Source organism: Microbacterium sp. Root61 (assembly GCF_001427525.1).
In the GTDB taxonomy this organism is placed as follows: domain Bacteria; phylum Actinomycetota; class Actinomycetes; order Actinomycetales; family Microbacteriaceae; genus Microbacterium.
In genome coordinates this window covers 1914912-1931757 of record NZ_LMGU01000001.1, presented here as the reverse complement: position 1 = coordinate 1931757, position 16846 = coordinate 1914912, and the positions used below count along the sequence as shown (strand labels likewise).

The window sequence follows — 16846 nt, the reverse complement described above, 5'->3', positions numbered from 1 at the left end:
CGGGCGCGCAGCGTGACCGACGAGCAGGTGGCCGTGGCATCCGTCACGATCTATGAAGGCGACAATCTCGAGGTGATCCGCGGCTTCGCCGACGGCTCGTTCACCCTCATCTACCTGGATCCGCCGTTCAACACCGGTCGCGTGCAGACCAAGACCGTCGAGACCGCCCGTAGCTCGTCCACGATTCAGTCTCCGCGTGATGACGGGGCGCGGCCGGTCGCGGAAACCCGGGCCGATGGAGAGCTGCCGGCGTCGTCGGGACTGACTCACGAACCGCGTGCGGCCGACACCATCGTGCGGCGCGGGTTCCACGGGCGCGAGTACGAGCGACTGAGCGGCGATCTGCGCAGCTACGACGACCGCTTCGGCGACTATTGGGGCTTCCTCGAACCGCGGCTGCTGGAGGCCTGGCGCCTGCTCGCCGACGACGGCACGCTCTACGTGCACCTGGACTACCGCGAGGCGCACTATGCGAAAGTCCTGATGGACGCCCTGTTCGGTCGCGAGCGGTTCCTCAACGAACTGATCTGGGCCTACGACTACGGCGCGAAGACGCGCAAGCGCTGGCCGACCAAGCACGACACGATCCTGGTCTACGTCAAGGACCCGGCGCGGTACTGGTTCGACTCCGAGACCGTCGACCGTGAGCCGTACATGGCTCCCGGTCTCGTGACCCCGGAGAAGGCCGAGCGCGGCAAGCTCCCGACGGACGTCTGGTGGCACACGATCGTGCCCACGTCCGGGCGCGAGAAGACCGGGTACCCGACGCAGAAGCCCGAGGGCATCCTGCGGCGGATCATCCAGGCCTCGTCCCGCCCCGGCGACCGCGTGCTGGATTTCTTCGCCGGCAGCGGCACGACCGGCGCGGTGGCCGCAGCCCTCGGCAGAGAAGCGGTCCTCGTGGACCAGAACCCCGAGGCGATCGCCGTGATGACACAGCGGATGCCGGGGGCCACGGTCGTCGGTCGGTCCGTGTAGCTGCGGCCGGGCGTCGACCGGGTCGCCCCTAGGCTGTCGGAATGCGATTCGGAACCTTCATTCCCCAGGGCTGGCGTTACGACCTCGTCGGCATCGAACCGGCCGACCAGTGGCGCGTGATGCGCGAGCTCGCGCAGCGCGCGGACGAAGGTGCCTGGGAGTCGCTGTGGGTCTACGACCATTTCCACACCACGCCGGTCCCCAGTGACGAGGCGACGCACGAGGCGTGGACGCTGATGTCGGCCTTCGCGGCGGTCACGGACCGGATTCGCCTCGGCCAGATGTGCACCTGCATGGGCTACCGCAACCCCGCCTATCTCGCGAAGGTCGCCGCCACAGTCGACCTGATCTCCGGGGGCCGCGTCGAGATGGGCATCGGCGGCGGCTGGTACGAGCACGAGTGGAAGGCGTACGGGTACGGCTTCCCGCGCATCGGCGACCGCCTCGGTGCGTTGGCCGAAGGCGTCGAGATCATGCAGCAGGCCTGGACCACCGGCACGGCGACGCTCGACGGCGCGCACTTCCAGGTCGACGGTGCGATCGTCCGCCCGCTTCCGCTGCAGAAGCCGGGCATCCCCCTGTGGGTCGCCGGCGGCGGCGAGAAGGTCACGCTGCGGATCGCGGCGAAGTACGCGCAATACACGAACTTCGGCGGCACCCCGGAGGCGTTCGAGGCCAAGAGCGCGATCCTGCGCGGACACACGGATGCCATCGGCCGCGACTTCGCCGAGATCACCCGCTCCGCCAACTACAACACCGTCATCGCCTCCACCGAGGCTGAGGTCGCCGACCGCATCGACGCCATCGAGGCACGGGTCGCGCCCTACCTGGGCGACGCGACCGAAGGCTTCATGCGCGACTACCGCAGTGGGGCTGCGCTGGTGGGCACGCCGGAGCAGATCGTCGAACGGCTGACGGACATGCGCGATCGCGGACTGGCGTATGCGATCCACTACTTCCCGGAGCACGCGTACGACCGCTCCGGCATCGACCTGTTCGAGCATCAGGTCATCCCCGCGCTCAGCTGAGGCGGGCGCGGTTCGTCTCCTCGCCGCGCTCGTCGCTCAACCGCCGGACGCGCGGCTCGCTCAACGACCGGCGGAAACCGGTCGTTGGGCGAGCGAAGCGAGACGGAGCGTCAGACCAGCGGACGCACCGAGGCGTAGCCGTCGGGCAGCACCTCGGGGGTGGTGGGGTCGGCGTCGAACACGCGCGTCGCGCCGGGGTCGTTCGACCATGCGGGCCACCCTGGAGTGCCTTCGCGCACGAGCGAGACGGCGGCGCCGTGCACCTCGTCGGCCAGGGCCTGCGGCGGGTTGTCGCCCGCGATGTAGTCGATCTTCTCGGAGTCGAGGCAGTCGAACCAGAACGGCACATCGATGCAGTGCACGGCCCAGCCGAGCTTCGGCGACGCCCACGCGAATCGATACACCCAGGTCGGGTACGAGCCGCGAGCCTCGGCGATCCGGACGATGGGCGCCCGGAACATGCTGTCGGTCATGAAGCGGCCGAGCACGGCCGCGGTGCCCTTGCGGCGCTGTTCCTTGTTGGCGGCGAGGTAGCCCTTGCGCGTCGCCTTGTCGGTGACGAACTTGCCCAGGACGAGGGACGCCGGGACGAAGCGCAGCTTGTTCTTCGCGGCATCCGTGGCCATCGTGAACTCGTCATCGGTGGCGCCCAGCACGAGCGGCTTGTCGCCGCCCACGCCGCTGCGCAGCGAGTCGAAGGTCGGCTGAGTGATGAGGTCGCCGTCGATCATCGGACCCCACGGCAGACCGTCCTTCAGCATCGAGGCGATGCCGGCCATCGGGTCGAGGTTGTCGGGGTTGGACGCGGCATCCTGGAGCTCGAGGATGCGGGTCTCGGGCAATGAGGCGAAGCCCTCGCGGGTGGGCTCAACGCCGGCGAGCTTCGCGAGCGTCGCGGCGAAGGTCTTCGCCCGCGACTCGCGCACGTCGCCGACGGCACCGGATAGGCTCCACGCCGAGTGGAACAGGTGCTGTGCCGACGGCATGCCGAGCAGCGTCAGTACGGCGCCGCCGCCGGCAGACTGACCGGAGATCGTGACGCGCGACGGGTCGCCGCCGAACGCTGCGATGTTGCGCTGCACCCAGTCCAGGGCCAGCAGCCAGTCGCGTACGCCGCGATTGGAGGGGACGCCGTCGATGTAGCCGAAGCCGTCGAAGCCGAGGCGGTAGGAGATCGAGACCGTCACGACACCGTCGCGGTTGAACGAGCGGCCGTCGTACCACGGGCTCGCGGGCGAGCCGGCGGTGTAGCCGCCGCCGTGGATGTACACGAGCACCGGCAGCGCTGTCGTGGTCTCACCGGGGGTCGGCGTGTAGACGTTGACGTTCAGGGTCGAGTCACCGGGGATCGACGGCTCGGGGATCAGCGTGATCTCGGCGAGCTGCTTGCGCTGCGGCGTCGCGCACAGTTCAGTGGCATCGCGCACGCCGTCCCACGCGGCGACCGGAACGGGTGCTTCGAAGCGCAGCGGACCGACGGGCGCTTCGGCGAACGGGATGCCGAGGAAGGCGGCGGAGCCGTCTCGCCAGACACCGCGGACCCGACCTGCGTCGATGGCGACGATCGGGCCGTCGAGGGTGGGATCGATCGCCTCGGCGTCGGTGGCGGGGGTGCTCATGCGGTGGTGCTCCGTTCGGGGGAGAGTACGCCGAGAGATATGAGCAGTCGCTCGATCTCGGTCGCCATGTCAATGGTGGGATCCTGCAGCCAGAGGGTCTGGAGGCCGTCGGCGACAGCCGTGATGACCAGGCCGAAGGTGGCGGTGTCGACGTCGTCGGGATAGCGCCCGGAGCGCTTCCCCTCGTCGATGACGCCGTCGAACAGGGCATGCATCGCCGCGCGGCGTTCGGCGAAGAAGCGGTGTGCAGGATGGTCGTGGTTGCTGGCCTCCGCATTCAAGCGGGTGTACAACTCGACGAGGCCTGGAACCTCGGCGTTGTGCCGCATCACGCGCAGGAAGACCCGCAGCGGATCGACATCCGTCTCGGTGCGGTAGGTCTCGAGGTCGATCTCATCGCGCTTGCGCAGGATCTCGGTGAACAGCTCGTCCTTGCTGTCGAAGTAGTGCAGCAGCCCGGCCTGGCTCAGCCCGACGGCCTCGGCGAGCTCTTTCACAGAGGCGCCCCGATAGCCCTCGCGCGCAATCACCTCGAGCGCCGTCGAGAGAATCTCCTCACGCTTCGCGATGCCTTTCGCATATGAACCCCGCTGTGCCATGCGTCGACCCTAAACCGCCGACCCTTGCATTTCAATACCGAGTGGCATACAGTTTTCGCGAAGCTCGCTGTGGAGCCCCCTGCCCGAACGAAGGAATCCCAATGACAACGCCGTCAGACTCTGCTGCGCCCGAGGTCGATGCCGTCGACCTCGCCTTCATCGAAGAGGCGGCGGGCAACGACGATCCGCCCACTCCCATCAAGGGCGTCCGGCGCCTGCTGTGGTGGATCATCCCCGCAAACCTCGGCATCTTCCTGATCTGGGGTGCTGTCCCGGGCATCCTGCTCCCCGCGCAGGTCACCGAGTTCGACTCGGCAAACAAGATTCTGAACCTCCTGATCATCACCACGATCGGATCATTCGCTTCGATCCTCGCGCAGCCCATCGCGGGCGTGATCTCGGACCGCACCCGCTCGCGCTTCGGCCGTCGCGCTCCCTGGATCATCATCGGATCCCTGGCCGGCGGACTCGCGCTCGTCGGGCTCGCGTTCGCGAACTCGCTCGTCGGCTTCGTCATCGCGTGGACCCTCGTGCAGATCTGTTACAACTTCGCGCAGGGGCCGCTGAGTGCTGTCATGCCCGATCGCGTCCCGCTCGCTCGTCGCGGCACGTTCGCCGCGCTCTCCGGTATCGGCCTCATGGTCGGTGCGCTCGGCGGATCCATCGTCGGCTCGATGTTCCTGCACAGCATCGCCGCCGGCTACGTGATCTTCGCGATCATCTCGATCGTGGCGCTGTCGCTTTTCGTGATCTTCAACCCCGACTACTCCAGCAAGGACATCCAGCCGGAGCCCTTCAAGCTCGGCGACTTCCTTCGGACGTTCTGGGTAAACCCGGTCAAGCACCCCGACTTCTTCTGGGCGTTCACGGGCCGTCTGCTCCTCTACACGGGATACTTCTCCGTGATCGGGTACCAGTACCTCATCCTCACGGACTACCTCGGCATCGAGGATCCCGGCACCGTCATCCCGATTCTCGGCCTTCTGAGCCTCGCCGGCATCCTGATCTCGACGATCATCTCCGGACCCCTCTCCGACAAGGTCGGCCGCCGTAAGCCCTTCATCTTCGGCTCGTCAGTCGTCGTCGGTCTCGCGTTCCTGGTCCCGATGATCTCGCCGACCATCGAGGGCTGGATGCTCATGACCTTCATCTCCGGCCTCGGCTTCGGCATGTTCCAGGCCGTCGACACCGCGCTCATGAGTCAGGTCTTGCCCTCCGCAAAGTCGTTTGCGAAGGACCTCGGCGTCGTCAACATCGCCGCGACGCTGCCGCAGACGCTCGCACCCACCGTTGCCGGCACGATCGTCCTGACCGTCGGCTTCGCCGGTCTATTCCCGGTCGGCATCGTGCTCAGCATCCTCGGTGCCTTCGCGGTGTGGCCGATCAAGGCATCCCGTTGATGGCAGCCGACACCGCTCAGGCGCAGCAGGCGGATGCCGCGGCATCCGTCGTGCGCCGCCCCCAGGCGATGCTGTGGTGGTCGCTGGGGCTTCTCGCGGCATTCGCCCTCATGGGGCTGTTCGTCGGCCTGAACCCGTCGGCGCCGTTCACGCAGCCGCTGGATGACTGGTGGCGCGCGCTGGTGGGCGCGTCGACCGAAGGGTCGCTGCACACCACCGCCGTGCCGATGTTCTTCCAGTTCCTCGGCGAGGCGCCGGGTGCGCTCCTCACGGTCATCCTCATCCCTGTGGGGCTCGCGATCGTCGGACGCTGGCGCTCGGCGCTCTTCTTCCTCACGACCACCCTGGTCGGGCCGGGGCTGTTCTCCCAGGGGATGAAGAACCTCGTCGATCGCCCTCGTCCCGCGACGGACGAGGCGCTCGGACTGTTCGGGCCGCTCTTCCAGGTCGACCACGGCTCGTTCCCCTCGGGGCACGCGGTGAGCGCCGGCGCTCTCGTGATCGGCATCGCCGCGCTCATCCCCTCGGCCCGCCGCACGGCGCGCAAGGTGTGGTGGGTCATCGGCGCCCTCCTCATGCTGGGAATGCTGTGGCAGCGCACGCTCATCAACGCGCACTGGCTGTCCGACACGATCTTCGGACTCGTCGCGGGCGTCTCGGCGGCGCTGTTGATGTGGTGGGCATTCTGGCCGCTCCTCCAGCGCGACTACGGTCGTCCCGTATGGTTCATGCACCTCGGCAACCGCACCCAGACCTCCCCTGCCTGATCGACGATTGAAAAAGAAGGATGAATACATGACCGACACCACCATTCAGGATGCCGCTGCGGCAGCCGTCGCAGATCTGACCCTCGAGGAGAAGGCTTCGCTCACCAGCGGCGCCAGCTTCTGGTACACCAAGGGCGTCGAACGTGCCGGCATCCCGTCCGTCATGGTCACCGACGGTCCGCACGGCCTGCGCAAGCAGCGCGGCAGCGCCGACCACCTCGGTATCGGCGACAGCGTCCCGGCCACGTGCTTCCCGCCCGCAGTGGGCCTCGGTTCGTCGTGGGACACCGAGCTCGCGTACCGCGTCGGTGAGGCGCTGGGCGTGGAGTCCTCCATCGAGGACGTCGCGGTCATCCTCGGCCCGGGCGTGAACATCAAGCGCTCGCCGCTGTGCGGTCGCAACTTCGAGTACTTCTCGGAAGACCCGATCGCCTCGAGCGTCATGGCCACCGCCCTCGTGCAGGGCACGCAGTCGACCGGCGTCGGCACTTCTCTCAAGCACTTCGCGGCCAACAACCAGGAGCACGACCGCATGCGGTCCTCCAGCGACATCGACCCCCGTCCGCTGCGCGAGATCTACCTGCGCAGCTTCCAGCGTGTGGTCGAGGACGCTCAGCCGTACACGGTCATGTGCGCCTACAACCGGGTCAACGGCGTCTTCGCCTCCGAGGACCCGTTCCTGCTCACGCAGGTGCTGCGCAACGAGTGGGGCTTCGAAGGGCTCGTCGTCTCCGACTGGGGCGCCGTCAACGACCGGATCGCCTCGATCGCCGCGGGCATGGACCTGGAGATGCCGTCTTCGGGTGGCATCACCGACGCGCAGATCGTCGCGGCCGTGCAGGACGGCTCGCTCAATGAGAGCGTCGTGGATGTCTCGGCCACGCGTATCGCGAAGCTCGCGCTGCGCTGGAAGGAGACCCCGCGCGTCGCCGGTCCGCTCGATGTCGACGCACACCACGCGCTCGCGCGTGAGGTCGCCGGCCGCTCGATCGTGCTACTGAAGAACGACGGCGATCTGCTCCCGCTGCAGGGTCAGAAGTCGGTCGCGCTGATCGGTGCCTTCGTGGACCAGCCGCGCTACCAGGGTGCCGGCTCGTCGATGATCAACCCGACGCGCATCGACTCGGTCGCGCTCGAGATCGTGGCCAAGGCGGGCGAGGACTTCGTCTTCCAGGCGCCCGGCTTCACGCTCAACGGATCCGGCGATGCCGCGGCACTGCGTGCCGACGCCGTCGCGCTGGCGGCGAAGAACGATGTCGCCGTCGTCTTCCTCGGCCTCCCGGCCGCGGCGGAGTCCGAGGGCTACGACCGCGAGCACATCGACCTGCCGGCTGTGCAGCTCGAGCTGCTCGACGCCGTGCTCGAGGTCAACCCGAACACCGTCGTCGTGCTGTCGAACGGCAGCGTCGTCGCGCTTCCCTTCGCCGACCGCGTTCCCGCGATCCTCGAGGGCTGGCTGCTCGGCCAGGCGGGTGGCGGTGCCATCGCCGACGTGCTCTACGGCGACGTCAACCCGTCGGCCAAGCTCACCGAGACGATCCCGGTGCGCCTGGAGGACACCGCGGCATTCCTCAACTTCCCGGGCGAGGACGGTCACGTCCGCTACGGCGAGGGACTGTTCGTGGGCTACCGCTGGTACGACGCGCGCAAGATCGACGTGACCTTCCCGTTCGGGCATGGTCTCTCGTACACGACGTTCGGATACGGGGATGCCGCGGCATCCGTGAACGCGGACGGCGATGTCGAGGTGCGCGTCACGGTCACCAACACCGGAAAGCGGGCCGGCCGCGAGGTCGTGCAGGCGTACACCGGACTGGCCTCCGAGGCCGTGCAGCGCCCCGAGCGCGAGCTCAAGGCGTTCGCGCTGGTGTCGCTCGAGGCCGGCGAGAGCCGCGAGGTGCTCCTCACGGTCCGTCGTGCCGACCTGGCGTACTGGAACGTCCGCGCCGACCGGTGGGTCGTCGAGGGCGGCGCGTACACGGTGGATGTCGCCGCGTCGAGCCGCGACATCCGCTCGTCCACGACCGTCGAGGTCGCCGGCGACGCCGTCGTCATGCTGCTGAACCGCGAGTCGTCGCTCGCCGAGGTGTTCGCGCACCCGGTCGCCGGCCCGATCATGCAGCAGGCGATGGCGCAGATGGCCTCCGCCATGGAGGGCGCGTCGTCGATCATGCCCGAGGGTGTCGACATGCAGAAGATGATGGGGTCCTTCCCGATCGGACGCATCGGCATGCTCGCCGGCGATGACTTCCGTCCGGAGCAGGTCGACCAGCTCCTCGCGATGGCCAACGCGGCGACCGCCGGAGCCTGATCTCGCAGTAGAAACAAAGGGGATGCCCCGGTGCCGTACGGCACCGGGGCATTCCCATTTCGCGCTCCGGTCGGTGGCCGGTCATGCGCCGTTCACCTCCCGGTCGCGTGCGCCGGACAGTGTGGCGGACGGTCCTGTCCGCCCCGTCCGAAGGTGCCTCCCCGCATGCTCACCGATTCCCCTCCTCGCTTGCTGCCCCGGCGATTCGCCGCCGTGATTGCCGTCGCAGCGCTGCTCGTCGCACCCGCGCTGCTGGCCACTCCCGTGCAGGCCGCCGAGCCTGCGCCGCTCGTGATCAACGAAGTCGAGAGCAACGGCGACGACACCGACTGGGTCGAGGTGTTCAACACCGGCACGACGGCGCTGGACATCTCCGGCTACGGGTTCGTGGACGGCGACCCCAGCCATGAGTCCTACCTACTCCCGGCCGGATCGATCGTGCCCGCCGGCGGATTCTTCGTGATCGACCAGGCCACCTCGACCGCCGACGGCTTCGACTTCGGTCTCGGCGGCGCTGACTCGGTGAACCTCGTGGCCGCCGACGGCACCACTCCGGTCGCCTCGTACGCCTGGAGCGGGCACGCCATCGTGACCTACGGTCGCTGCCCCGACGGGACCGGTGCGTTCGCCGACACCACCGTCTCGACCAAGGGCGCCCCGAACGACTGCGCCATGCCGGTCAAGATCAACGAGGTCGAGAGCAACCCCGCGTCCGGTGAGAACGACTGGGTCGAGCTGATCAACACGAGCGCCGCGACCATCGACGTGAGCGGACTCGTGCTGCGCGACAACGACGACACCCACGCCTACGTCTTCCCCACCGGCTCCACCATCGCGGTCGGTGGATACCTCGCCGTGGAGAGTGCCCCGACCGGCTTCGACTTCGGGCTCGGCGGAGCGGACTCGGTTCGCCTGTACGCCGCCGACGGCATGACGCTGATCGACTCCTACGCCTGGACCGCGCACGCGACCACCACCTACGGTCGCTGCCCCGACGGCACCGGCGAGTTCACGACCACGTCGCACGCGACCAAGGGCGCGACCAACGTGTGCCCCGGCGTCGTCACCGTCGAAGCGTGGCTCGGCGGCTCGACCGTGACTCCGATCGATGACGAAGCCACGTTCGGCGGCGACCTCAGCGGCCTGGACTGGGAGCCCTCCGGCTCTTCAGTGCCCGGCACGCTGTGGGCGGTCCAGAACGGTGACGGCCTGCTGTACCGCATCGTCGCCGAGGGTGACAGCTGGGCTCCGGATGCCGCGAACGGCTGGGCCGACGGCAAGGTGCTGCACTACGCGGACGGCACCGGCACGGTGGATGCGGAGGGCGTTACAGTCGTCGGCGACGACTCGTCCGGCGGGATCTACGTCTCGAGCGAGCGCAACAACGACAACAGCAAGGTCAGCCGTCCCGCGGTGCTGCGCTACGACGTGAGCGGATCGGCCACGAGCCTGACTGCGACGCACGAGTGGAACTTCGCGGCCGACTTCCCCGGACTCGGGGCCAACGCCGGGCTCGAGGGCATCACCTGGGTCCCCGATGCGTTCCTGGTCGACGGCGGGTTCGTCGACGAGAAGACCGGTGTGGTCTACGACCCCGCCACCTACCCGGACCACGGCGACGGGCTGTTCTTCGTCGGCGTCGAGGGCACCGCCTCGGTCTACGCCTACGCGCTCAAGTCCGACGGCACGTTCCAGCGGATCGCGACGATCGCCACGCCGTTCGCGCTCGTCGCCGACGTGCAGTTCGACGCCGATCTGGCCGCGCTGTGGGTCGTGTGCGATGAGGCGTGCGAGGGGCGCACCGCGCTCTACGAGCTGACCGAGGGCGTGTTCACGCCGTCGCGACTGTTCGCCCGCCCGGCCGACATGGGCAACATCGCGAACGAGGGCTTCGCGGTCGCTGACGACGCGGTGTGCGCGGCCGACGGCACCAAGCCGACGTTCTACGCGGACGACGCCGACACCGACGGCTTCTCCCTGCGTCAGGGCACGTTCCCGTGCGAGGCGCCCGAAGTGCCGACCGAGCCGAGCCCGACGCCGACGGCCACGCCGAGCCCGACGCCGTCCGCGACGCTTCCGTCGACCGGTGGCACGGGGCCGGTCCCGCCCTCGGAGCTCACCGACGCCACCCGCGGACCCGTGTCGGGGCCGTCCTCGGCTACGGCGGGCTCGACTGTCACGATCGCGCTCGGCGCGCAGTACGCCGGGCAGACCGTCACGGCGTGGATCTACTCGACGCCGGTCTCACTCGGCACGCACGTCGTCAGTGCCGCGGGCTCCATCACCGTGACCGTCCCCGCGAGCCTGGCCGCCGGCGCGCACCGGATCGCGGTGCTCGACGCGCAGGGAGCGCTCATCGGCTGGACCGACATCACCGTCACCGCGGCGAAGGGTCTCGCCGTGACCGGCGCGGATTCGTCGAGTGCCCTCATCGCCGGCGGAGTGCTCCTGGCCGCGGGCGTCGGAGCGTTCCTGCTGCGTCGTCGCCGCGCAGCGAGCCTCTAGCGCGACGACGACGGATGCCTCGACCCCACGCGGGTCGAGGCATCCGTCGTACCGGCGCGAATTCGCGGAGAGCTACCCCCCGAGGAAGGAGAGCAGCGCCTCGTTCACCTCGTCGGCGTGGGTCCACAGCATCCCGTGCGGAGCGCCCTCGATCTCGACGTACGTCGCATCCGGCAGCAGTTCGCGGAACCGGCGCCCGGTCACATCGATGGGCAGGATGTTGTCGGCGGTGCCGTGCACGATGAGGGCCGGCACGTCGATCTTCGGGATGTCGGCGCGGAAGTCCGTCGGCCAGGTCAGCGGGGCCGCGGCGATGGCCGTGTTGCCGGCGTGATTGGCGACCTGCACGCTGGCGTCGAGCGCCTCCTGCGAGATGCGCGAACCGAGATTGTCGTCGAGGTTGTAGAAGTCGTGGAGGAAGCCGGTCAGGAACGCGTAGCGGTCGGCGCGCACGGCCGCCGCGATGCCGTCGAAGAATTCCTGCGGCCCCGCGCCGTCCGGGTTGTCGTCGGTCTTGAGCAGATACGGCTCGAGCGAGCCGAAGAACGCCGCCTTCGCGACGCGGCCGCTGCCGTAGGTGCCGAGGTAGCGGGCGATCTCGCCGGTGCCCATCGAGAACCCGACGAGTGCGGCATCCCGCAGATCGAGCTGCTGAATGAGCGCGTGCAGATCGGCCGCGAACGTGTCGTAGTCGTACCCCGAGCCCGGTTTGCTGGAGTCTCCGAAACCGCGGCGGTCGTACGCGATGACGCGGTACCCGGCCTCCAGCAGGGCGGCCTGCTGCTTGCCCCACGATTCGCCGTTGAGGGGGAACCCGTGGATGAGGACGACGGGGGACCCTGACCCCTGATCGGTGTAATACAGCGAGACGTCGGTCGAGTTGTCGGTGCCGACGGTGATGCGTGCCACGATCGCTCCTTCGTCGAGGGGATCGGATGCCTCGACACCTTCGACGCTACGACTCCCGGCGCATCGACGGAAGGGCGGGCGTCCTCGCCGAGTGCACGACTCGGCCGTGAGCGCACGGCTTGGTGGCCAGGTCGTGCGGCGGGCGCGAGGTCGTGCGCTCGGTGCGATTGCGGTGGCGGGCGGGCTCAGCCGACGGGATCGGTCGCGCGCGGCACGGCGCGCAGTGCACGATCGAGCGCACGCAGCGCCTCCGTCGAGCCCTCCAGGATGTCGCGGTGCTCGTCGCTCAGCTCGGCGAGGGCGGACTCCATGGGGCTCACCCAGGCATCGGCGATCGCCGCGTGCTCGGTCGCGCCGAGCGGGGTGGGCATGATCCGCACGACGCGGCGGTCGCTCGCGCTGGACTCTCGCACGATGAAGCCGCGGGTCGACAGCGTGCGCAGCGCTGCACTCGTGTTCGATTGGCGCAGGCCCAACGCTTGGGAGAGCTCGCCGACGGTCGCGCCCGGGGTGTCGAGGACCTGTTTGAGCAGTGCCAGTTCCGTCGTGGGGATCGGTCCGTATCCCGCGCGTTCGGGTGCTCTGCGGTGCACGGTCCAGGCGAGCTCCCGCAAAGTGACGGTGAGGTCGCGGCGAACGGCCGCCTTCGACTTACGCGCCATGGAATTCACCTGGAGCGCGCATGGTGGTCATGGTAGCAGCGGCGCCCGGACCCACTGGAGCAGGGTCACGCGCGGTGTACGGCGACGAGGAGTGTCCGGCCGGAGAGGATGCAAGGAGGCGATGTCGCCGGCCGGACGAGTGGATGGCGGCTAGATGGGCTGCGCCATGGTCTTGAGGACGTGGTTCGTGGCGGAGACGTTGTCGAAGTCTTCGAGCCGACCCATCTCCCATTCGCCGATGGCCAACGAGGTCTCCACGATCAGCTTGCACCGCTCGTATCTCCGTTCCGTGTACTCGGCGAAAGCTGCCTCGTAGTCGTCGTGGCGGGTCAGGCTGTCGGCGAGGACGACGCCGTCCTCGATCGCCTGGGCGGCGCCCTGTCCGAGGTGGGGCGTGATCGCATGGACGGCGTCGCCGAGCAGCACGATGCGTCCCTTGTGCCACGGGGCTGAGGCGATCAGGGTCTCTTCGGGACGGAGAACGATGTCGCTGTTCTCGTCGATGTAGTTGTCGCGGATGCGCGCGGTCAGTCCGCCGAACGGCGCGAGGTGTGCCTTCAGCACGGCTGCAAGGTCGGCATCATCGGGGCGATCTCCGCGTTCCATCTGCGCGTTGTAGAAGAGGTACGCCAGGTCCGGTCCGATCGGCACGAAGCCGGCCATGCCTTCCGGTCCCGCCTGCAGGATGATGCGGTCGATCTCGGGCTCGCGCGGGATGTTCACGCGGAACGCGGACTGTCCGATGTAGCGCGGCTGGATGTCTTCGTCCAAGACATAGGACCGCACCTGCGAACGCACTCCGTCTGCGCCGACGACGAAGTCCGCGCGCAGTGTGCTGCCGTCGGTCAGCGTCACTTCGACGCCGTTGTGGTCGGGGGAGAGGGTCGTGAACGTCGTGGAGTACCGGATCTCAGCACCGACCTCTACGGTCCGATCAGTGAGGATCTCGTGCAGCTGCGGTCGGGTGAGCCCGTTCATCGGTGGGAGATCCGACCCCTCGATGCGCGTGCCGGGCATCTCATGGAGGAATTCGCCGTCGACGTCGTACATGCTTCCCCATGCCTGTGCGGGAAAGCCGACTGCCATGCACGCCTCCGCGCATCCGATGGCCGCCAGAGCGCGCAGCGCGTTGGCCGGTTGGATGATGCCGACTCCGTAGACAGAGGAGTGCACATTGGCGTGCCGTTCGATCACAGTCACGTCGTAGTCGGCGGTGCGCAGCGCGATGGCGGCGGACAATCCGCCGATGCCTCCGCCGACGATCAGGACACTTCCACGGCTCATTGCTTTCCCCACGTCTTCGTCAGGTCTTGGATCCCGCATCGATGCGGGGCGGAGTCATTTCCGAGTCGCCACGCTACGCCGGGAACGGTGTGGCGACGAGGCTTCTCGTACAACATATGTGTGCATATATATGTACTTGTCGCGACATGCTTCGCGACTATACGTTTCTGACGCTGGACCGCGACGTGGCGGTCAGTCTCGCATCGGCGGTCCGACCGCTCGAGCGAACCGGAGCTGCGAAGGTGCAGGAGCGAGAAGTGACATTCCAAGAAGTCGCGGATGATGCCCCCGAGGGGAGTGCCGCCGGCGTCGACCCGATCCTCGCGCTGGTCGGGGTGTCGAAGGCGTTCGGCGGCGCATCGGCTCTCCGCGATGTCAGCTTCGACGTGCGGCCGGGCGAGGTCCACGCGTTGGTCGGCATGAACGGCGCCGGCAAGTCGACGTTGGTGGGGGTGATGAGCGGCGCGATCGTCCCCGACGAGGGCATGATGACCCTCAAAGGGCAGCTTCTGCACGCCCTGACTCCCCGACGAGCGCGACAGCACGGCATCTCGACCGTCCCGCAGAAGCGGGACCTCGTCTCCCATCTCACCGTCGCGGAGAACCTCTTCCTCGGTGCGCTCCCGCGACGGGCCGGCATCGTGTCGTGGCGCCGCGTCGAGCGCGAGGCACGTGCCGTCCTGGACGCCGTCGGTGTCGCCATCGATCCCCGACGACAGGCGGGGGCGCTCTCGACCGCGGAGCAGACGATGGTCGAGATCGCCCGCGAGGTGCACCGCGGCGGAAAGGTGCTGATCCTCGACGAACCCACCGCGACCCTCGGCGGCGCGGCGGCAGAGGAGGTTCGGGCGCTCGTTCGTCGGCTGCGCGATCAGGGCCGGGCCGTGGTCTTCATTTCGCACCACCTCGATGAGATCCTCGAACTCGCCGATCGGGTCACCGTGCTGCGCGACGGCCGCCGGCGACTGACCGTCGACCGCGCACACCTCGACACCGCCTCGCTCGTCTTCGCGATGGTCGGCGATCATGTCGATACCGAGCGGTCGGAGAGTGCTCGCGCCCCGGGCGAAGTGGTGCTGCGCCTCGCCGGGCTCACGGTGCAGGACCGACTCGACGGTCTCAGCCTCGAGGTCCGCGCGGGCGAGGTCGTCGCGGTGCTCGGCCCCGCCGGGGATGGGCAGACGGTGCTGTTCGCCGCGCTCGCCGGACTGACTCGACCGGATGCGGGGACGCTCAGCGTGCACGGATTCGACGTGCCGTGGGGCAGCATCCGTCGATCGCTCGACAGCGGTCTGCGCTGCGTCACGGGGGATCGTCTCGCTCGCGGGCTGGTCGGCGAACTCACGGTCGACGAGAACATCACGATGGCCCAGGACCGCCTCGCGCGCCGCACCTGGGTCAGCTGGCGGGGGCTGCGCGCCCGCGCTGCCGACCTGCGCCGTCGCTTCGGCGTCGTGACCCTGCAGGACAACCCGCCGATCGGGCGCCTCTCGGGTGGCAATCAGCAGAAGGTGCTGTTGGCGAAGTGGCTGGAGAGCGCCCCGAGCGTGTGCCTCCTGGAGGAGCCGACCAACGGCGTCGACGTCGCCGCGAAGGCCGACATCCATCGGCTCATCGATGATCTCGCACATCGAGGTTCGGCCGTGCTGCTGACCTCGTCGGACGTGCACGAGGTGCTGCGCCTCGCCGATCGCATCGCCGTGGTGAGCGCCGGACGCCTGATCGCCGTGCGCGAGGTGGACACAGTGACCCGCGACGAGCTCGTCGCGCTGACCGTAGGAGATGCCACGTATGACCGGAACTGAGACCCGCGAGCCGATGACGGCCGCACTTGCCCTGCGCACCGGGCCGGCACGCTGGTGGTCGCTCGGTGGCCACGGCGGACTCATCCTCGTTCTGATAGTCGTCGTGGTGATCACCACCATGGGCTCGGATGCCTTCCTCACCACGAACAACGTGCTCAACGTGCTCCGGCAGGTGAGCGTGGTGACGGTGATCGCCGCGGGCCTGACAGTGCTCATGATCTCCGGTGGCATCGACTTCTCGATGGGGAGCAATGCCGCCGTGACGATGGGGCTCGTCGCCCAACTGCTCGCCGGGGGCACGGACGCCGTCTGGGCGATCGTCGCCGGGCTGGCGACCGCCACCGGCATCGGTCTGGTGAACGGTCTCGTCATCACTTTCACTCGGGTCGCGCCCTTCGTCGCCACCCTGGCCACGGCCACGATTCTGGACGGACTTGCGCTGTTCATCATCAACGGCATGAGCGTCTCGTCCGGTGCGGCCTTGACCGCTTTCGGCAGCGGGGCGCTCGGGGGGATCCCGTATCTCCTCCTCACCGCCGTCGTGGTCTGCCTGGTCCTCGGACTCGCGCTGCGGTACACCGCATTCGGGCGCAACGCCTTCGCCATCGGCGGCAACGAGGACGTCGCCCGGCTCAGCGGCATCCCGGTCGTGCGCAGCAAGCTCCTGCTGTACTCCCTGACGGGTTTCCTCGCGGGCGTGGCCGGATTGATGCTGCTGGCGCGGCTCGGCGCGGCGAGCCCCGGGGCGGGAGGTCTCACGCTCGAGCTGCAGGCGGTCGCCGCCGTCGTGATCGGCGGCACCTCGCTGCAGGGCGGCAAGGGGACCATGGTCGGCACCGTTCTCGGCGTCCTCCTGCTCGGGGTGGTGGCGAACGCATTGAATCTGCTCGGCGTCTCGAGCTACTTCCAGCTCATGTCGGTCGGGGCCGTCCTTCTTCTCGCGGCGATCGCGAACTCTTGGCGTCGGCACTCCCGCTGA

General features: G+C 68.6%; 13 protein-coding genes. 8 read left to right on the top strand and 5 right to left on the bottom strand.

Features of this window, described 5'->3' with window-relative positions; genetic code table 11:
• The first annotated feature begins 12 nt into the window (after positions 1-12).
• Entirely contained in the window at positions 13-978 is a 966-nt protein-coding gene (locus tag ASD65_RS09380) for a site-specific DNA-methyltransferase (RefSeq protein WP_082561664.1), read from the top strand.
• A gap of 41 nt (positions 979-1019) precedes the next feature.
• A complete protein-coding gene (locus tag ASD65_RS09375; protein WP_056221575.1) occupies positions 1020-2006 on the top strand; it encodes an LLM class F420-dependent oxidoreductase in 987 nt (328 codons plus the stop codon).
• Between the two features lie 110 nt (positions 2007-2116).
• On the opposite strand, the gene ASD65_RS09370 is transcribed toward ASD65_RS09375, so the two are convergent.
• Together ASD65_RS09370 and ASD65_RS09365 are read right to left on the bottom strand one after the other, a co-directional pair.
• A complete protein-coding gene (locus ASD65_RS09370; protein WP_082561663.1) occupies positions 2117-3625 on the bottom strand; it encodes a carboxylesterase/lipase family protein in 1509 nt (502 codons plus the stop codon).
• Entirely contained in the window at positions 3622-4224 is a 603-nt protein-coding gene (locus tag ASD65_RS09365; RefSeq protein WP_056221573.1) for a TetR/AcrR family transcriptional regulator, read from the bottom strand. The genes ASD65_RS09370 and ASD65_RS09365 overlap by 4 nt, the downstream gene beginning before the upstream one ends.
• Before the next feature lie 101 nt (positions 4225-4325).
• On the opposite strand from ASD65_RS09365, the gene ASD65_RS09360 reads away from it, so the two are divergent.
• The 4 genes from ASD65_RS09360 to ASD65_RS18760 all read left to right on the top strand — a co-directional run bounded on the left by ASD65_RS09360 (position 4326) and on the right by ASD65_RS18760 (position 11207).
• Complete coding sequence (locus ASD65_RS09360; protein ID WP_056221569.1) at positions 4326-5624, top strand: MFS transporter; 1299 nt, start codon at positions 4326-4328, stop codon at positions 5622-5624.
• Positions 5624-6391 (top strand): phosphatase PAP2 family protein, encoded by a 768-nt coding sequence (locus ASD65_RS09355; protein WP_056221566.1) that lies wholly within the window; start codon positions 5624-5626, stop codon positions 6389-6391. The genes ASD65_RS09360 and ASD65_RS09355 overlap by 1 nt, the downstream gene beginning before the upstream one ends.
• Before the next feature lie 28 nt (positions 6392-6419).
• A complete protein-coding gene (locus ASD65_RS09350; RefSeq protein ID WP_056221563.1) occupies positions 6420-8702 on the top strand; it encodes a glycoside hydrolase family 3 C-terminal domain-containing protein in 2283 nt (760 codons plus the stop codon).
• Between the two features lie 213 nt (positions 8703-8915).
• Entirely contained in the window at positions 8916-11207 is a 2292-nt protein-coding gene (locus tag ASD65_RS18760) for a lamin tail domain-containing protein (RefSeq protein WP_162248479.1), read from the top strand.
• Positions 11208-11279: 72 nt separating this feature from the next.
• Here the strand turns inward: ASD65_RS18760 and ASD65_RS09340 are convergent, their stop codons facing one another.
• From ASD65_RS09340 to ASD65_RS09330, 3 genes are all read right to left on the bottom strand, one after another.
• The gene (locus tag ASD65_RS09340; RefSeq protein ID WP_056221561.1) at positions 11280-12116 is read right to left on the bottom strand and encodes an alpha/beta fold hydrolase; all 837 of its coding nucleotides are present in this window, start codon (positions 12114-12116) and stop codon (positions 11280-11282) included.
• Positions 12117-12301: 185 nt separating this feature from the next.
• Entirely contained in the window at positions 12302-12778 is a 477-nt protein-coding gene (locus tag ASD65_RS09335; RefSeq protein ID WP_056221558.1) for a MarR family winged helix-turn-helix transcriptional regulator, read from the bottom strand.
• A 150-nt stretch (positions 12779-12928) separates the two neighbouring features.
• Positions 12929-14062 (bottom strand): FAD-dependent oxidoreductase, encoded by a 1134-nt coding sequence (locus tag ASD65_RS09330; RefSeq protein ID WP_056221555.1) that lies wholly within the window; start codon positions 14060-14062, stop codon positions 12929-12931.
• 257 nt (positions 14063-14319) lie between these two features.
• Here ASD65_RS09330 and ASD65_RS09325 point away from each other — a divergent pair, with 257 nt between their 5' ends.
• Entirely contained in the window at positions 14320-15867 is a 1548-nt protein-coding gene (locus ASD65_RS09325; protein ID WP_056224706.1) for a sugar ABC transporter ATP-binding protein, read from the top strand.
• Positions 15854-16846, top strand: a complete 993-nt coding sequence (locus tag ASD65_RS09320) for an ABC transporter permease (RefSeq protein ID WP_056221552.1) — start codon at positions 15854-15856, stop codon at positions 16844-16846. The genes ASD65_RS09325 and ASD65_RS09320 overlap by 14 nt, the downstream gene beginning before the upstream one ends.